This window comes from Nonomuraea sp. NPDC050202 (assembly GCF_040656115.1).
In the GTDB taxonomy this organism is placed as follows: domain Bacteria; phylum Actinomycetota; class Actinomycetes; order Streptosporangiales; family Streptosporangiaceae; genus Nonomuraea.
The window spans coordinates 71,423-85,245 of record NZ_JBFALF010000045.1; the positions used below are offsets into that span (position 1 = coordinate 71,423).

General features: G+C 74.0%; 11 protein-coding genes and 1 pseudogene. 3 read left to right on the plus strand and 9 right to left on the minus strand.

The genetic code is table 11. The features are described from left to right. Positions 1–8 precede the first annotated feature (8 nt). A complete protein-coding gene (locus tag AB0I79_RS54865) occupies positions 9–752 on the plus strand; it encodes a class I SAM-dependent methyltransferase (RefSeq protein ID WP_357892521.1) in 744 nt (247 codons plus the stop codon). A 123-nt stretch (positions 753–875) separates the two neighbouring features. On the opposite strand, the gene AB0I79_RS54870 is transcribed toward AB0I79_RS54865, so the two are convergent. Further along, positions 876–2,108: a cytochrome P450 gene (locus AB0I79_RS54870; protein WP_357892524.1), complete on the minus strand. Its 1,233-nt coding sequence runs from the start codon at positions 2,106–2,108 to the stop codon at positions 876–878. Between the two features lie 139 nt (positions 2,109–2,247). Between AB0I79_RS54870 and AB0I79_RS54875 the strand changes: the two genes are divergently transcribed. Together AB0I79_RS54875 and AB0I79_RS54880 are read left to right on the plus strand one after the other, a co-directional pair. Beyond that, positions 2,248–2,718: an NUDIX hydrolase gene (locus AB0I79_RS54875; RefSeq protein WP_357892527.1), complete on the plus strand. Its 471-nt coding sequence runs from the start codon at positions 2,248–2,250 to the stop codon at positions 2,716–2,718. A gap of 90 nt (positions 2,719–2,808) precedes the next feature. After that, positions 2,809–3,615, plus strand: coding sequence for an aminoglycoside 3'-phosphotransferase (locus AB0I79_RS54880; RefSeq protein ID WP_357892530.1), 807 nt, complete (start codon positions 2,809–2,811; stop codon positions 3,613–3,615). Positions 3,616–3,621: 6 nt separating this feature from the next. Here AB0I79_RS54880 and AB0I79_RS54885 read toward each other — a convergent pair whose 3' ends face one another. The 8 genes and pseudogenes from AB0I79_RS54885 to AB0I79_RS54920 all read right to left on the minus strand — a co-directional run. Next, positions 3,622–5,913, minus strand: a complete 2,292-nt coding sequence (locus AB0I79_RS54885) for an LLM class flavin-dependent oxidoreductase (protein WP_357892533.1) — start codon at positions 5,911–5,913, stop codon at positions 3,622–3,624. After that, positions 5,910–6,821, minus strand: a complete 912-nt coding sequence (locus AB0I79_RS54890; RefSeq protein WP_357892536.1) for an LLM class flavin-dependent oxidoreductase — start codon at positions 6,819–6,821, stop codon at positions 5,910–5,912. The genes AB0I79_RS54885 and AB0I79_RS54890 overlap by 4 nt, the downstream gene beginning before the upstream one ends. A gap of 129 nt (positions 6,822–6,950) precedes the next feature. Continuing rightward, the gene (locus AB0I79_RS54895) at positions 6,951–7,454 is read right to left on the minus strand and encodes a MarR family winged helix-turn-helix transcriptional regulator (RefSeq protein WP_357892539.1); all 504 of its coding nucleotides are present in this window, start codon (positions 7,452–7,454) and stop codon (positions 6,951–6,953) included. 52 nt (positions 7,455–7,506) lie between these two features. Further along, positions 7,507–8,715, minus strand: coding sequence for an erythromycin esterase family protein (locus tag AB0I79_RS54900; protein ID WP_357892542.1), 1,209 nt, complete (start codon positions 8,713–8,715; stop codon positions 7,507–7,509). 54 nt (positions 8,716–8,769) lie between these two features. Beyond that, positions 8,770–10,812 (minus strand): SpoIIE family protein phosphatase, encoded by a 2,043-nt coding sequence (locus AB0I79_RS54905; RefSeq protein WP_357892545.1) that lies wholly within the window; start codon positions 10,810–10,812, stop codon positions 8,770–8,772. Positions 10,813–11,033: 221 nt separating this feature from the next. Further along, on the minus strand, positions 11,034–12,032 hold the full coding sequence (locus AB0I79_RS54910; protein WP_357892548.1) for a hypothetical protein: 999 nt from the start codon (positions 12,030–12,032) through the stop codon (positions 11,034–11,036). 170 nt (positions 12,033–12,202) lie between these two features. Then, positions 12,203–13,135, minus strand: a complete 933-nt coding sequence (locus AB0I79_RS54915; protein WP_357892551.1) for a hypothetical protein — start codon at positions 13,133–13,135, stop codon at positions 12,203–12,205. Between the two features lie 481 nt (positions 13,136–13,616). Further along, positions 13,617–13,823, minus strand: a pseudogene (locus tag AB0I79_RS54920) (hypothetical protein); the annotation flags it as partial.

Genomic DNA, 13,823 nt, shown 5'->3' on the forward strand with positions numbered 1-13,823 from the left:
TGCGCCGGATGGAACGTCACCTGATCAGTCACCACGCCCACGCTGACCACCCCATCGCCGCCCCCATCAGCGAGGACAACCTGGAGCGGCTGCTCGCCCGGGCGAAGCTGCCGGCGCGGGCCCGCATCCTCGACCTGGGCTGCGGTGAGGCGCCGTGGCTGGTCAAGGCCCTGTCGCTCTACCCCGACGCGACGGCCGACGGGGTGGACCTCTCCGACGCGGGATTCGCCGGGGCCGTCGAGGAGGCGGAGCGCCGCGGGGTGTCCGACCGGCTGCGCCTGCACCGGGCCTCGGCCACCGAGTTCACCGCCGAGGAGCCGTACGACCTGGTGTTGTGCGTGGGCGCCACGCACGCCTTCGGCGGCCTCGCGCCGACGCTGGACGCCGTGCGCGATCATCTGCGTCCCTCCTCCGGGCTCGCCCTGGTCGGCGAGGGCTTCTGGGAGCGCCCGCCCTCACCCGAGCAGCTCGCCCGGTTCGGCGCCGAGCCCGACGAGTACGCCGACCTGGCCGGGACGGTGGCGCGCGTGGAGGGCGCCGGATTCGCCACCGTCCACGGTCACACCAGCACGCTCGACGAGTGGGACGAGTACGAGTGGTCCTGGACCGGCACGCTCACCCGCTGGGCCCTCGACCACCCCGGCCCGGACGGCGAGGCCGCGCTGGCCGCCGCCCGCGAGCACCGCGACCTGTGGCTCGGCGCTTACCGAGGCGTCCTGGGCTTCGTCACGCTCCTGCTGCACCAGGCCTGACGTTCAGCGCAGGAACGCGGTGACCAGCTCCCGGCACGCGCCGTGCCGGAGCCGACGGTGCCGGCGGTGCCGGAGCCGACGGTGCCGGCGGGCAGACGGCGGTGCCGGTCGGGTCGCCAGGGTTCACCAGGTGACGTGGAGGGCGGCCGGGCCGACGTCGACGCCGTCGCGGGCCCAGGCGATGTCGTCGGCCGTGCCGAGCAGGCGCAGGCCGGGCAGCCGGCGGGCCAGAGCGGCGAGCGCGGCGCCCACCTCCAGCCGGGCGAGGGGCGCGCCGAGGCAGTAATGCACGCCGTGCCCGAACACCAGGGACGGGCTGGAGCTTCGCCCCGCCACGAACGTGTCGGGGTCGGCGAAGTGCCGGGGGTCGCGGTGCGCCGCTTCGAGCCGGACCAGCACCAGGTCACCGGCGGCGATCTCGACGCCGGCCAGCTCGAGGGCGGTCTGGGCGAAGCGGGGGAAGGGCTCGCCCGTCAGCCCGGACTGCAGGCGCAGCACTTCTTCGACGACAGCGCCCAGCCGCCCGCCCACGGCGGGCAGCCGTCCCTCGGCCGGCCGCTCCTCCCCGGCGGCGGTCGGCCCTGCCTGCGTGCGCGGTTCGTCCGTGACGTCGGCCAGCCGGTCCTCGGCGAGCAGCCGGAGCGCTGCGGTGGAGATCGCGTTGCGGGCCGAGAGGTAGCCGGCGGAGACGACGGTGGCGGCCATGGCGACCAGCTCGCCGTCGCCGAGCCGCCCGTCCTCCGCGTCCCGCACCGCGATCAGCGAGCTGAGCAGGTCGTCACCGGGAGCCGCCCGGCGGGCCTCGACCAGCGTGGCGGCGTGCGCGGCCAGCCCCTCCCACGCCTTCGCGGCCCTGGCCATCTCCTCCTCGTCGCCGAACACGAAGTCGGCCCCACCGGCGCCCGCCAGCTCCTGGACGTGCGCGCGATCACCGGCGTCCACGCCGAGCAGCTCCCCGATCACCGTGATCGACAGCGGCGCGGCCAGCCCGGCCACGAGGTCGGCGGGCGGGCCGGCACCGGCGAGCGCGGCGACGTGCTCGTCCGCCACCCGCTCGACGCGGGCGCGCAGCCCCTCGATCGCGCGCGGCCCGAACGCCTTCGACACCAGCCGCCGCAGCCGGGCGTGCGCCTCGCCGTCCTGGAACAGGGTCTCGTTGCCCGGGTACGCGTCCCCGGGCGGCGCGAGGCCGAACCGGCGGTCGGACAGGACGGTCGCGACGGCGTCGTACGAGGTCACGAGCCACGCCTCGCGGCCGTCGGGGGTTCGTACGCGGGCGACGGGGGTGGTGTCCCTGAGCCGGGCGTACTCGAGTGGGGGTGTGAGCGGGCCGGGCCGGTCGAACGGGAGGATCATGGGTTGCGCGCCCTTCTGCGTGGTCGTCGCGGTCGTCGGTTCCAGTCAAGACGTTGACGTCGCGGCAAGGTCAACCCGCGCGAGCCGGAGCCGCCGGGCAGTGCTGGCGCGGCTCGCGGGCGTTGGGTAGCGTGCGGCGATGAGTTTCCGACTGGCGGCGTACGCCGTGTGCATCGAGGACGGACGGGTACTGCTCGCTCACTACTCAGGCCGGAGCGGCGAGCTGCAATGGACGCTTCCCGGCGGAAAGGTCGAGCACGGGGAGGACCCGTTCGACGCGGTCATCCGGGAGGTCGCCGAGGAGACCGGCTGCGACGGGGTGGTCGAACGCCTGCTGGGGGTGGATTCGAGGGTGATCCCCGCGGACGACCGGCTGCCCGGCCTGCCCGAGCACCAGAACGTCGGCGTCTTCTACCAGGTCCGGATCACCGGCGGCCGGCTGCGGCCCGAGCCGGGCGGCGACATCGTGGAGTCGGTGTGGACCCCGATCCCCGGCGTCACGCACCTGCGCCGATCATCGCTGGTCGATGTCGGCCTCGCTCTGGCCCGGAGCCTGCCCGCGACCGGCCACGTGGCTCCCGTCCCGGTCGGCGGTCTGATCCAGCACTGAGCGTGGGACGCCCGCGCGGCTGACCCCGTGCCGGCGACTGCCGGAAAATGCGTTGCCGGAGGATCGGCCGGCTGGCAGGATCCGGTTCCCGTGAGCGTGAACTCCGAGGTGCCGGCCGGTCCCGTACCCGTTCCCGAGGTGATCGCCGCGCTGGCGCGGGACGACGCCGTCACCCCGGTGTGGCGCAACGAGCTGGGCGGGCTGACGTTCCGTCTCGACGCCCCGGGCGGCGCCACCAGGTACGCCAAGTGGGTCGCCGCAGGCACGCCGGAGATCGACCTGGGCGGGGAGGCCGAGCGGCTGGCGTGGGCGGGCCGGTGGGTGCCGGTGCCGCCGGTGCTGGAGCACGGGAAGGACGCCGGCGGTGAGTGGCTGGTGACGGCGGCCGTGCCCGGGGTGACGGCGGTGGATCCGCGCTGGGCCGCCGAGCCGGCCGTCGCGGCGACCGCGATCGGCCGGGGGCTGCGCCTGCTGCACGATGCCCTGCCCGTGGCGGAGTGCCCGTTCGACTGGGGGGTGGCGCGGCGGCTGCGGCGCGCCGACGAGCGCGTCGCAGCCGGCGAGGGGCCGGCCGGCTGGGCGCCCGAGCACCGGCGGCTCGGCCTGGCCGAGGCCAGGGCCCGCATCGGCGACCCGCCGCCGGTCGACCGGCTGGTCGTCTGCCACGGCGACGCGTGCGTGCCGAACACGCTGCTGCACGACGACGGCACGTTCGCCGCGCACGTCGATCTCGGCTCGCTCGGGCTCGCCGACCGCTGGGCGGACCTGGCGGTGGCCGCGTGGAGCGCGGAGTACGACTACGGGCCCGGTCATGACGGTCATGTGTACGAGGGGTACGGGATCGAGCCGGACCGGGAGCGCATCGCGTACTACCGGCTGCTGTGGGACGTCGCGTGACGCCGGTCAGGGGTCCGACGGGGTGATGTTGAAGTTGTCGCGGAAGACGTTGGCCGGGTCGTAGCGGCGCTTGAGCGCGCGCAGCCGCCGCAGCGTCGGCTCGGGGTAGGCCTCCTGGATGCGCTCCGGGCGCAGGTCGGTCTCGAAGTTGATGTACTGGCCCGAGAAGTGGTGCAGCATGCCGTCCCACAGCTCGTCGAGGGCGCGGCGGCCGGGACCGAACGCTACGAGCGAGAAGCCGGCCGAGCGGCCAGCGTACGCGGTCGCGTCGGCGGGCACGTCGGAGGCGGCGCCGCCGGCGGCGCGGACCTGGAAGAAGTACGTGCGCCCGCTCGCGACGAGCCGCGCGGCCGCGGCGGCGAGCTCCGGGGTGAGGTGGTCGGCGAGCCCCGCCCTGGTCACCGGCTCGCCCTGGGCGTCGTGGGGGCCGTGCGGCACGCGCATGATCGACTCGTACGGCAGCACCTGGATCGAGTGGTCCAGCAGCGGGGCCGTGGCGGCGATCGGCTGCAGCCGTTCGATGATCGTGGCGGCGTCGCCGGAGTGCACGACCGCCATGATCTGGGCGACGACCGGCCGCCCGGGGCGGGCCTGGCCGATGATGAGCGAGCTCGTGACGTCGCGCGGGGCGGCCTCCATCGCGGCGCCCCAGCGCTGGAGGAAGCCCGCCGTGTCGGTGGCGTCCACCACAAGCTGGGCGAACCCCACCTCGCCGCCCTCGTGCGCCTCGAACTCGAAGGCCGTGACGATGCCGAAGTTCGCCCCCGCCCCGCGTACGGCCCAGAACAGCTCGGCGTTCTCCTCGTCGTCCGCGTGCACCAGGCTGCCGTCGGCCAGCACCATGTCCACGGCGCGCAGGCGGTCGATGGTCAGGCCGTGCTCGCGCACGAACCAGCCGATGCCGCCCGCGGTGGCCAGGCCTCCGACGCCCACGCCGCCGTAGTCGCCCGAGGTGAGCGCCCAGCCGTGCGGGGCGAGCGCGGCGGCGACGTCGCCCCAGCGCGCGCCCGGCCCGACGCGGATGCGGCGGGTGGCCTTGTCGAGCACCTCGATGGCGTTGAGCCTGGACAGGTCGATGACGATGCCGCCGTTGCTGGTCGAACGGCCGCTGATGCCGTGCCCGCCGCTGCGGATGGACAGCTTCACGGGTTGGGTGCGGGCGAAGCGCACGGCCTGGCTCACCTCGGCCGGCGTGCCGGGCCGCAGGACCAGGCCGGGGGATCCGCCGCGCAGGTACGTGGAGCGGACGCGCGCGAAGGCCGCGTCTCCCGGTTCGACGGCCGATTCGGCGAGGGTTGCGGGGATGGCGTCGTAGTCGATGCCCTCGCGGCGGTGGCGGCGTACGAACAGGCTGCGGGGGGCGCGGCCGGTGACCTCTCCCGTGGCGGCGCGCAGGGCGGGGGCCACCTCGGCGGCGAAGCGGCGCAGGGTTTCCTCGTCGTCGGTGGTGAGGAGGAGGGTGCTGAGGCCGTCGTCCCTGATCAGGGGGAGGAGGTCGGCCACCCATCGCTCCGGCGGGCCGGTCAGGAACCCTTCGGCGGTGGGTGTGAAGCGGCCGGTGAGGTGGGCGAGGCGGTGCAGCTCGCGCGGGTCCCGCCCCGCCGCGCGGGCCGCCTCGTCGATGACGGCGTTGGCCGCCGACAGGTCGCCGCGCAGGTCGTCCGCGGTGAGCAGCCAGCCGTCGGCCTTGGCGGCGGCGAGGCGCAGGAAGTCAGGGTGGGTGCCGGCGGTGAGCCAGAGCGGGATGTTGTGCGCCGGTGCGGGGCCGCGTTCGGCGCCCGCCAGGCGGTGGTGCCGCCCGTCGAGGTGCAGGGGCGAGCGCACGTGCGCGGCCCAGATGCCGCGGATGACGTCGATCGCCTCAGCCAGCGCCCCGTCCAGCGCCCCGTTCAACGTCGCGTCCAACGTCGCGTCCAGCGCCTCGTCCACCGCCCCGGACGCTGCCGTGACCGGCTCGGCGCGGCCGTGCGGGGCCGGGCCGGCGGGCGTCGCGCCCAGAAGCAGCTCGACGCGGCCGTCGGAGAGCAGGTCGAGGCCGGCGGCGGCGCGGGCCACCACAGCGGGGTTGACGAGCTCCCCGAGGACCGGGCCCGCCATGAGGCGGATGCGGCTGGTGCGGGCGGCGACCCAGCTCAGCAGCGTCCAGGTGTCGATCCCGCCGGGCGAGTCCCTGAAGGACACCACGTCGTAGCCGAGCTCCTCGCTCAGCCGCGCCCGCTCCACCGTGTCCTCCGGCCGGTCGCCCCCAGGGGTGAGCAGCGCGCCGAACCGCAGCGGGTGCCCGTGGTCCACGGTCATCGCCCCGCTTCCCGGGCGGCGCGCTCCCTGGCCACGAGCTCCCGCACGCCCGGCGCGACCTGCTCGCCGAACGTCCGGACGGCGGCCGCGTCGTCGGCCATGAGGATGTAGCCGGAGAAGCCGTACTCCAGGGTCAGCACCGCGAGCTGCTCGGCCCACTGCTCGGGCGGCCCGGACAGGAACCGGTCGCCGGCCGTGCCGAAGCGCCCGGTGAGGTTGAGCAGGCGGCGGACGGCGGCGGGCTCGCGCCCGGCCTCCGCCGCGGCGGCGTCGATGGTCGCGTTGGCCTCGGCGAGCTCGTCCAGGCTCTTGACGTACGGCAGCGAGGGCAGCCAGCCGTCGGCCTTGGCGCCGGTCAGCCGGAGCATCTTCGGCTTGTAGGCGCCCAGCCAGATCCCGATGTCGTGCGCCGGGGCGGGCCCGCGCTTGGCGCCGTCGACCTGGTAGTACGTGCCGTCCACGCGGAAGCGTGCCCGGTTGCCCGCGTCCCAGACGCCGCGGATGACGTCGATGGCCTCGCTGAGCGCGTCCACGGCCTGGCCGGGGCTGAGCCGCCGGCCGCCCATGGCCTCGATGGCGTCCCAGAAGCCGCCCGCGCCGAGCCCCAGCTCGAACCGGCCGCCGCTCAGCAGGTCGAGGCTGGCCGCGGCCCTGGCGAGCACGGCGGGCGGGCGGAGCGGGAGGTTGATCACGTTGCCCGACAGGTGGATGCGCTCCGTCCGGGCGGCGACGTACGACAGCAGCGTCCAGGTGTCGAGGAAGGCCGGCTGGTAGGGGTGGTCCTGGAAGGTCACCAGGTCGAGCCCGGCGGCCTCGGACTCCTGTGCCAGCGCGACGACCTCCTGCGGCGAGGCGTTCGCCGGCGTGATGAAGGACCCGAACCTCAGGTCGTGCCCGTAGTCAGGCATGGTGTGTTCCTCCTCCGCCCGAACAAGGCAGATATGTTGTGCAGCAGACTATCTCTGCGCCAGACGAGTTGCACAACAGCAAATTGCGCACGGACATTCCGCGCGTATGCAAGGAGTTGGCCGGGCGCTTCAGCGGCCGTCCGAGAGCATCTCCTCGGCCACGTCACAGGGGTCGGAGACCGGGTCGATGTCCCGTACGTCGCAGGCCACCCGCCACAGGAGCTTCCTGAACGTGTCGCGCTCGGCCGCGTCTAGCGCGCCCAGCAGCCCGTCCTCGGCGTCGCGCACGCGCCGCTCCAGCTCCCGGAACGTGCGCTCGCCCTCGGCGGTCGCCACGATCCTGCGCTGCCGGCGATCGGCCGGGTTGAGCCGGCGCTCCACCAGACCCGCCGCGACCAGATCGTCGAGCAGGTACGTCAGCACGGTGCGGTCGATGCCCAGGTGGGCGGCCAGGGCGAGCTGCGTCGGATGCTCGCCGCCCACGACGGCGGCCAGCGTCTGGTAACCGCGCGGGCCGTGGGGCAAGCCGCCGATCACGGTGACGACCGTGCTCTGGTAGGCGCGCAGCAGCACGCCGAGCGTCCAGCCGAGGTTGTCGCCGCCGGGGGCGTCTCCTGGCCGCTCGGTGCTCATAGGCGCATCATATCCAGGCACCAGAGGCGGCCTTCCGCTGCCCCGCGCGGGGTCATAACGGCGTGGAGGCGCTGACCTGCCTGAGGAAGGCGAGGCCGTCGAACTCGTCGGCCAGGACGGTCGGCATGAAGGCGAACCTGGCGGTCAGCCGCCCGGCCATCCCGCCGAAGGCGCGCAGGTGGTTGGTCTCCGCCAGCCAGGCGGCCACGGGCTCGGGGCGCTCGCCGCCGCGCAGGTCGACCAGGTAGTCGCCGGGGCGGGCCGCGGCCAGGCGCGCCGCCACGTGCCGCGGCGTGTCGGCCGGCGGGACGCGGAAGAGCGCCGGCCGCCTGCCCCGTACCAGCCTGCGGAACCGCCGCCGGTGGGCGCGGAACTCGCCGTGGCCGAACAGCGCGCCGAGCGCGTAGTACGCGTCGCCGAACTGGCTGGCCAGGTGCTGGCCCATCGCGGGCACGGCGCCGCCGCTGTGGGCCCTCCTCATGATGTGGCCGTTGTGCGCCCACACGGCGACCTTGGCCTCGGGATCGGCCAGCAGCAGGGCGACGTTGTCCGCCATGTAGCGGTCGCGGGCGATGCCGAGGGTCCGCAGCGGATCGGCGTGGACGAACGGCCTGCTCGCCATGTCGGCGTACTGCCGCAGGATCCGGGCGTGCTCGCGGGCCTCGGCCGGGCCGTGCGCGGCCACGTGCTCCTCCAGGCGGCGCGCGTCCGCCTCGACCTGCCGGTCCAGCGGCTTCCACGGCTGCCGGAGGCCCGAGCGGTCGAGGCCGGCGAGCGGGTCGAGCAAGGGAGCGGCGGCCTCACCCAGGCAGGCGCGCAGGGCCTTCAGCGCCGTCCCCGGATACTGGGGGTCGATGCCGACGAAGCGAACGGGCCGCGCGGCGGTGCGGTTGTGCTCGCGCAGCCGTTCCAGCACCGTCAGCATCTCCGCGGTGTTCAGCGTCCAGAAGCCCAGGCCCGCCAGCGCCTCGCGGGGATCGCCCGGGCCGCCGCGGGTGTAGTCGTCCACGGCTCGCGCCGCGGCGGCGCTGGCCTCGATCGCGAGGATCGTGAAGCCGAGCTCCTTGACGAGGAATTCCGTCAGCCGCCATCTGAGCAGGAAGAACTCCGCGCTGCCGTGCGTGGCCTCGCCCAGCCCCACCAGGCGGACGCCCTGGAGGGGGTCGCGCAGCGGCCCCAGCTCCGCCAGGCCGGAGCCCGGTCCGAGACTCCCGATCGGCACGGCCCGGCCGGCCAGCCAGCCTGTCACGTCGTCCGGCATGTTCTCCCTCGGGTCAGGGCGATGGCGAGGCCGGGCGCGCACTCCCGGCGGCGGTCAGGTCTCGGCCGGCAGCCGCAACGCGATGACGGCGATGTCGTCCAGCCCCGTGGTGGGCAGCCCGCTGAGCAGATTGTCGCAGAAGGCGTCGATGGGCTCGTCCGCGAGCGAGCCCGCCAGCCTGCGCAGCCGCTCCAGCCCCAGGTCCAGGTGTTCGCCCGAACGCTCGACGAGACCGTCCGTGTACAGCAGTAACGTGCTGCGCGGCGGCAAGGGCAGCACCTCGGACGAGCACGTGTGCTCGTGGCGGAAGCCCAGCAGGGGGCTGACCGCGCCGTTCAGGAAGCAACTGGTCCCGTCGGCGGTGACCAGGAGCGGCGGCGGGTGCCCGGCCACGGCGTAGTGGAGCTGGTGGCCGCCGTCGGCCTTCTCCACGCGGGCGAGCGCGCACGTCGCCGTCACGTCGCCGGACAGTGACTCCATCGCCAGGTTGAGCCGGGTGAGGATCTCGCCAGGGGGTTCGCAGCGGTCCATGGCGAGGGCGCGCAGCATGTTGCGCAGCTGGCTCATGGTGACCGCGGCGCCCAGGTCGTGCCCGGCCACGTCGCCGATGGCCACTACGGTGACCCCGTCGGGCAGGACGAAGGAGTCGTACCAGTCGCCGCCGACCTCCGCCGCCGACGGGCTCGCCTGGTAGCGGGCCGTGATCTCCAGGTCGGGCAGGCTCGGCGGCTCGGCGAGCAGGCTGTGCTGCAGGGCCAGGGCCACCTGCTGCGCGCGCTGGAAGCGGATGGCGTTGCTCAGGGCGTCGTGCGCGTGGTCGAAGATCTCGTCGAGCAGCTCGATGTCGTCCCAGCCGATCGGCGACCGGTCCCCGCAGGTCACGGCGCTGACGACGGCGGGGACGGCGCCGTCCACCACGACCGGGAGCGTCAGCAGGCTGTTGGCGTCGTTGGCCACCAGCCACGACTGGAACTCCGCGGGCGCGAGATTGCCCGGCGGCGAGCCGTTCGGGAAGATCTTCAGCAGCGGACGCCGCTCCTGGACGGCTCTGACCAGGGTGTTGCCGGCGGGTAGATGCTCCTCGCTGTACGGCGGCAGCCGCCGCAGGCCCGTGCGGGCGGCGGTGGCCAGGCGCTCGACCACGAACGGCACCCCGGCCTGCCTGATGGAGGTGAGGTCGGTGACGAGGTGGACGCCGCAGCCGTCGGCCAGCTCCGGCACGATCACGTCGGCCAGCGCGCCGAGCATGTCAGGCAGGCTCGTGAGGTCGGCCGTGGCCGCGGTGGCACGGTCCAGCACCTGCTGGCGCCGCCGGTCACGCCACTGCTGCTCGATGTCGCTGCAGGTGCCCACCCACTCCACGACCTGGCTGTTGTCACGGATCGGCACGGCCTGCGCCCGGAAGTGCCGGTAACAGCCATCGGCGGTGCGCAGCCGGTAGACCTGCTCCCAGATGTCCGCCCCGCCGTGGACCGCCCGCCACCACGCCTGCATCGTCGGCTCGCGATCGTCCGGATGCAGCATCTCCTGCCAGCCGTGCCCGCGGAACTCCTCCCACGGCTGGCCGGTCACCCGCTGCCAGCTCGGGCTCGGCTCGATGACCTCGCCCCCGGGGCCGGCCACCCAGATGATCTCCGCGCTGACACGCATCAGGCTCTCGTAGCGCCGCAGGATGCGGCTGCGCTCGTCGGCGATCGCCCGGAACTCCTGCGTGGCGTTGATCTGCTCGGTGACCTCCGTCGTCACCACCAGCACCCCGTGCTCGCCCGGCCCCAGGGAGACCCGCGACAGGCTGGAGGTGAAGAACCGCTCCTCCTCCCCCTCGTCGCGGTCGGCCATGCTCGACGGAACCGCGGTGAGGACGACGGGCTCGCCCGTCGCGTACACCTGGTCGAACAGCCGTCCGTAACGTCTCCGTACGAATTCGGCAAACGCCCTCTCCAGCGGGAGCCCTCTCGGTCTCTCGCCGAACTGTGCCCGGTACATGGCGTTGGTGTAGAGCAACCGGTGGTCGGGGCCGCTGGTGACGGCCACGCCCACCGGCGCAGGATCGAGCACTTCGAACGCCAGGCCGCAGCGCGAGCCGTCCCCGGCCATGGTGACCTCCCCCCGATGGTCACACCTCTCGCCTCTGATACCCCTCATCGGCGAGTGGGAACGCCATCAGGCCTGGAAGGCCGGTGTGAGCACCCGCCCGACGGCCACGCGCGGCCGGGCGCGAGCGCCCGTGACACCGGCACCGACGAGCGGCGGGACGGCCGCTGAGCCCGGCGGCCGCCAAGGCCTGGTCGCCCGTCGTGTCGTGCCGGTCCGTGTGGTCACGGGCAGGAGAGCCGGACGGGGCCGGCCGCCATGGCCTGGTTGCCCGTGGTGTTGCCGCGGCCGGTGTCGGTGATCTCGACGATCACCAGGCCGCTGGTGACGACCAGGGGAACCGGCGCCGGAACCCACTGGCCCTGCCGCACGCTCTGGTCGAGGGTGAACTCCCCGACCGTGCGGGCCTCCTCGTCGAAGCCGTCGCTGACCGTGTACCAGACGCGCTGCCCGGCCAGCTTCGACCGCGGGACGTAGACCGTCAGCGTGCAGTGGTGCGCGCCGCGCAGCCCCGTGGTGAAGCGCCACTGGAAGGAGTTGCGCGGATTCGCCGCTCCTCGGGGCTTCAGCTCCGAGAACAGGAAGCTGTCGCCGCAGCCCGCGCCGGTCCAGCCGGACGCGGCGGCGTCCTTCCAGCCGTCCCGGCCCGGCATGCCGTCGATGCGCACGCTGCGCGTGGTGTCGCGCGGGCAGCTCGGCCCGGCGACGGCGGTGAAGGCCGGGCGGTCGTCCTTGGCCTGCTTCTTGCCGCCGTCCGTGGTCGCGATGGCACGGAACAGCAGGTCGTCCCGCAACGCCCCGGCCGTGGCCAGCCCGGTCACGCCGACCGCGACGAGGAGCGCCGAGAGCTTGACGATGCCGGCGTTCAGCCGTACCCGCCGCGGGCGGCGCGCGGGCGACGGGCGGGCGGCCGCCTCGCCGTCGTGGGTCTGGTTGTCCAGATCCTCTCTCAGCGCGTTCCACTTCCTGGCCCACGCGTCCTGGTCGCCGCCGCACGCCCCCACGTACGCCTTCGTGACCGCCAGACTCGGCAGCCGGTCCCCCGACGCGGCCGCGGACAGTGCCGACGACGAATATCCGGCCTTACGCTCCATGGCCCGGTAGCTCGGGTTGCCCGCCGCCATCCGCAGGTCGCGTAATCCCTGCGCGAACTCCTGGAGCGGGCCGGGCGGGACGGGCCGCTCCCGCCTGCCTCGGGTGGTGGTGTCCTGATGGATCATCATGCCCCCTGACAAAATGAAGCTGTCGGCCCCTATTCGTCGATGCGCGCCCGGCGGACTGATCCTTTTCGTTCTGGAATTGACACTGACCGGACAGCTCCCGTCCGGCGTTCACACGGCAGCGGGGTGACCCCCGGTGGAGGTCACCCCGCGTGGCGAGCCGGAGCTCCCGGCTATCGCCGCCTGACCTTGCCGAGAACGTCCACGACCGGCTCGTTGCAGGTGTTGACGTACCGGACGATCACGGTGTACTTGACGCCCCTCTTCAGGAAGTCCGTGGAGTACCTGACGCGGTCCTCCAGGACCGTGTTCTTGGCGACGCGGGGCTGCGGGCGGAGGACCTCGGCACCCTTCCTCGACAGGAACACGAAGTTGACCGTGCTGAACCTCTTCAGCTTGTTGCCGGACGGGGCCAGGAACGAGTTCCGGCCGAGCACGAGCGTGCGGCCCAGGTTGTCACCGCCGATGAAGTTCGTCGGCGCGAAGCGGCCCCTGCGGACCGTCGTGCCGAACAGGCGGACATCGCCGGGGACGCGGCAGAACTGCCGCTGCAGCTCCGGCCGGAAGTACCGCTCCGGCTCCCTGAACGAGCCGAAGCCCCTGCGCTGGCTGCCCGGCTGCCGCTTGACGATCCAGTCCACCACGTTGATCCCGGCCTCGCGCAGCACCTTCTCGACCGTTTCCGGGACGCGCTTGCCGGCGCTGGTCGTGCTGGGGAGCTGCTGGGTCAGGTCCTCGGACGGATCGGTGCCCTCTCCGGCCGGGAGCTGGGGCAGCGTGGTGTTGGGCTGGGTGGAGGTGTTGCCGTTGTTCTTGTCGCGGTCGAGCAGCTTCTTGAGTGCCTCCTGGCTCAGCTGCTTGCCCAGGTCCTTGCCGAGGTCCTTGAGGAAGTCGCCGAACCCGCCGGAGCTGGAGCCGCTGCTCCCGGTGCCGGGCTGGGGCTGCGTGAGCCCGAAGTCGAACGAGCTGCCACCGGACGAGCCGCCGAACCCGAACGGGTCGTCCACTTGCGCGTGCGCCGGTCCTGCGATGAGGCCGCTGCCGGCCAGCACACCGCCGGCCGCCAGACCGGCCGCCGCAAGACGAAGCTTCGAAGGTGCTCTCACCTTGTTTCCCCTCTCATGGTGACGCGATCGGCGAGTGCGGTCTTTCGGGGGCCGCCCGGGTGCCGAAGCGCGTCGGAATGTTTCCAGCGACTTCCTGACTACGGGGCCCGGCGATGACCATCCAGGTGAGGACGTTGTCCAGCGCCGCAAACCGATGTCCACACGGGGGCCGCGCCGTCACGGCTGGTCGCCGGGGGCGGCGGGGTCCTGGCCGCTTCGGGCTCCCGTCACGGGCACGGCTGTCCACACGGCCGCGGCCCTCGGCCGGACGCCTGCCTGCTCCGGCGGGCCGGGCGCGTGAGGCTCGGCGAGGCCGAGCGGCTGCCTGCTCCGGCGGTCCAGGTGCGTGGGGGCTCGGCTGGGCACGCCCTGTGGGGGCGCATGGGGCTCGGCTGGACGTGCCTTGCGTGGGGCGCGGGGGCTCGGCTGAACGTGCCTCCGTGGGGCGCGGGCGCGCGGGGGCGGACGCGGGCGCGGAGGGCTACCCAGGACGGGTGGGCGTGCCAGACCCGCGCGGGCGCGCCCGATCCGTACTGGCGTGCCGGATCCGCGCGGGCGTGCCGGGTTCGGGCCGTCGAAGCCTGCCCCCTGGATTCGGCCCGTGCAGCGGCACGGCGCCCGGCGGCTCCTCGGCCCCGAAGTAGACGCCCTCCTTCAGGTCGGGCCGCCCCGAGGTCAGCTCGCCGCC

Excerpts from the sequence above, each read along its gene's own strand:
- AB0I79_RS54900 (WP_357892542.1), bottom strand. The coding sequence starts at position 8,715 with ATGCCGGACGACGTGACAGGCTGGCTGGCCGGCCGGGCCGTGCCGATC.
- AB0I79_RS54875 (WP_357892527.1), top strand. The coding sequence starts at position 2,248 with ATGAGTTTCCGACTGGCGGCGTACGCCGTGTGCATCGAGGACGGACGG.
- AB0I79_RS54905 (WP_357892545.1), bottom strand. The coding sequence starts at position 10,812 with ATGGCCGGGGACGGCTCGCGCTGCGGCCTGGCGTTCGAAGTGCTCGAT.
- AB0I79_RS54895 (WP_357892539.1), bottom strand. The coding sequence starts at position 7,454 with ATGAGCACCGAGCGGCCAGGAGACGCCCCCGGCGGCGACAACCTCGGC.
- AB0I79_RS54865 (WP_357892521.1), top strand. The coding sequence starts at position 9 with ATGGAACGTCACCTGATCAGTCACCACGCCCACGCTGACCACCCCATC.
- AB0I79_RS54910 (WP_357892548.1), bottom strand. The coding sequence starts at position 12,032 with ATGATGATCCATCAGGACACCACCACCCGAGGCAGGCGGGAGCGGCCC.
- AB0I79_RS54890 (WP_357892536.1), bottom strand. The coding sequence starts at position 6,821 with ATGCCTGACTACGGGCACGACCTGAGGTTCGGGTCCTTCATCACGCCG.
- AB0I79_RS54885 (WP_357892533.1), bottom strand. The coding sequence starts at position 5,913 with ATGACCGTGGACCACGGGCACCCGCTGCGGTTCGGCGCGCTGCTCACC.
- AB0I79_RS54870 (WP_357892524.1), bottom strand. The coding sequence starts at position 2,108 with ATGATCCTCCCGTTCGACCGGCCCGGCCCGCTCACACCCCCACTCGAG.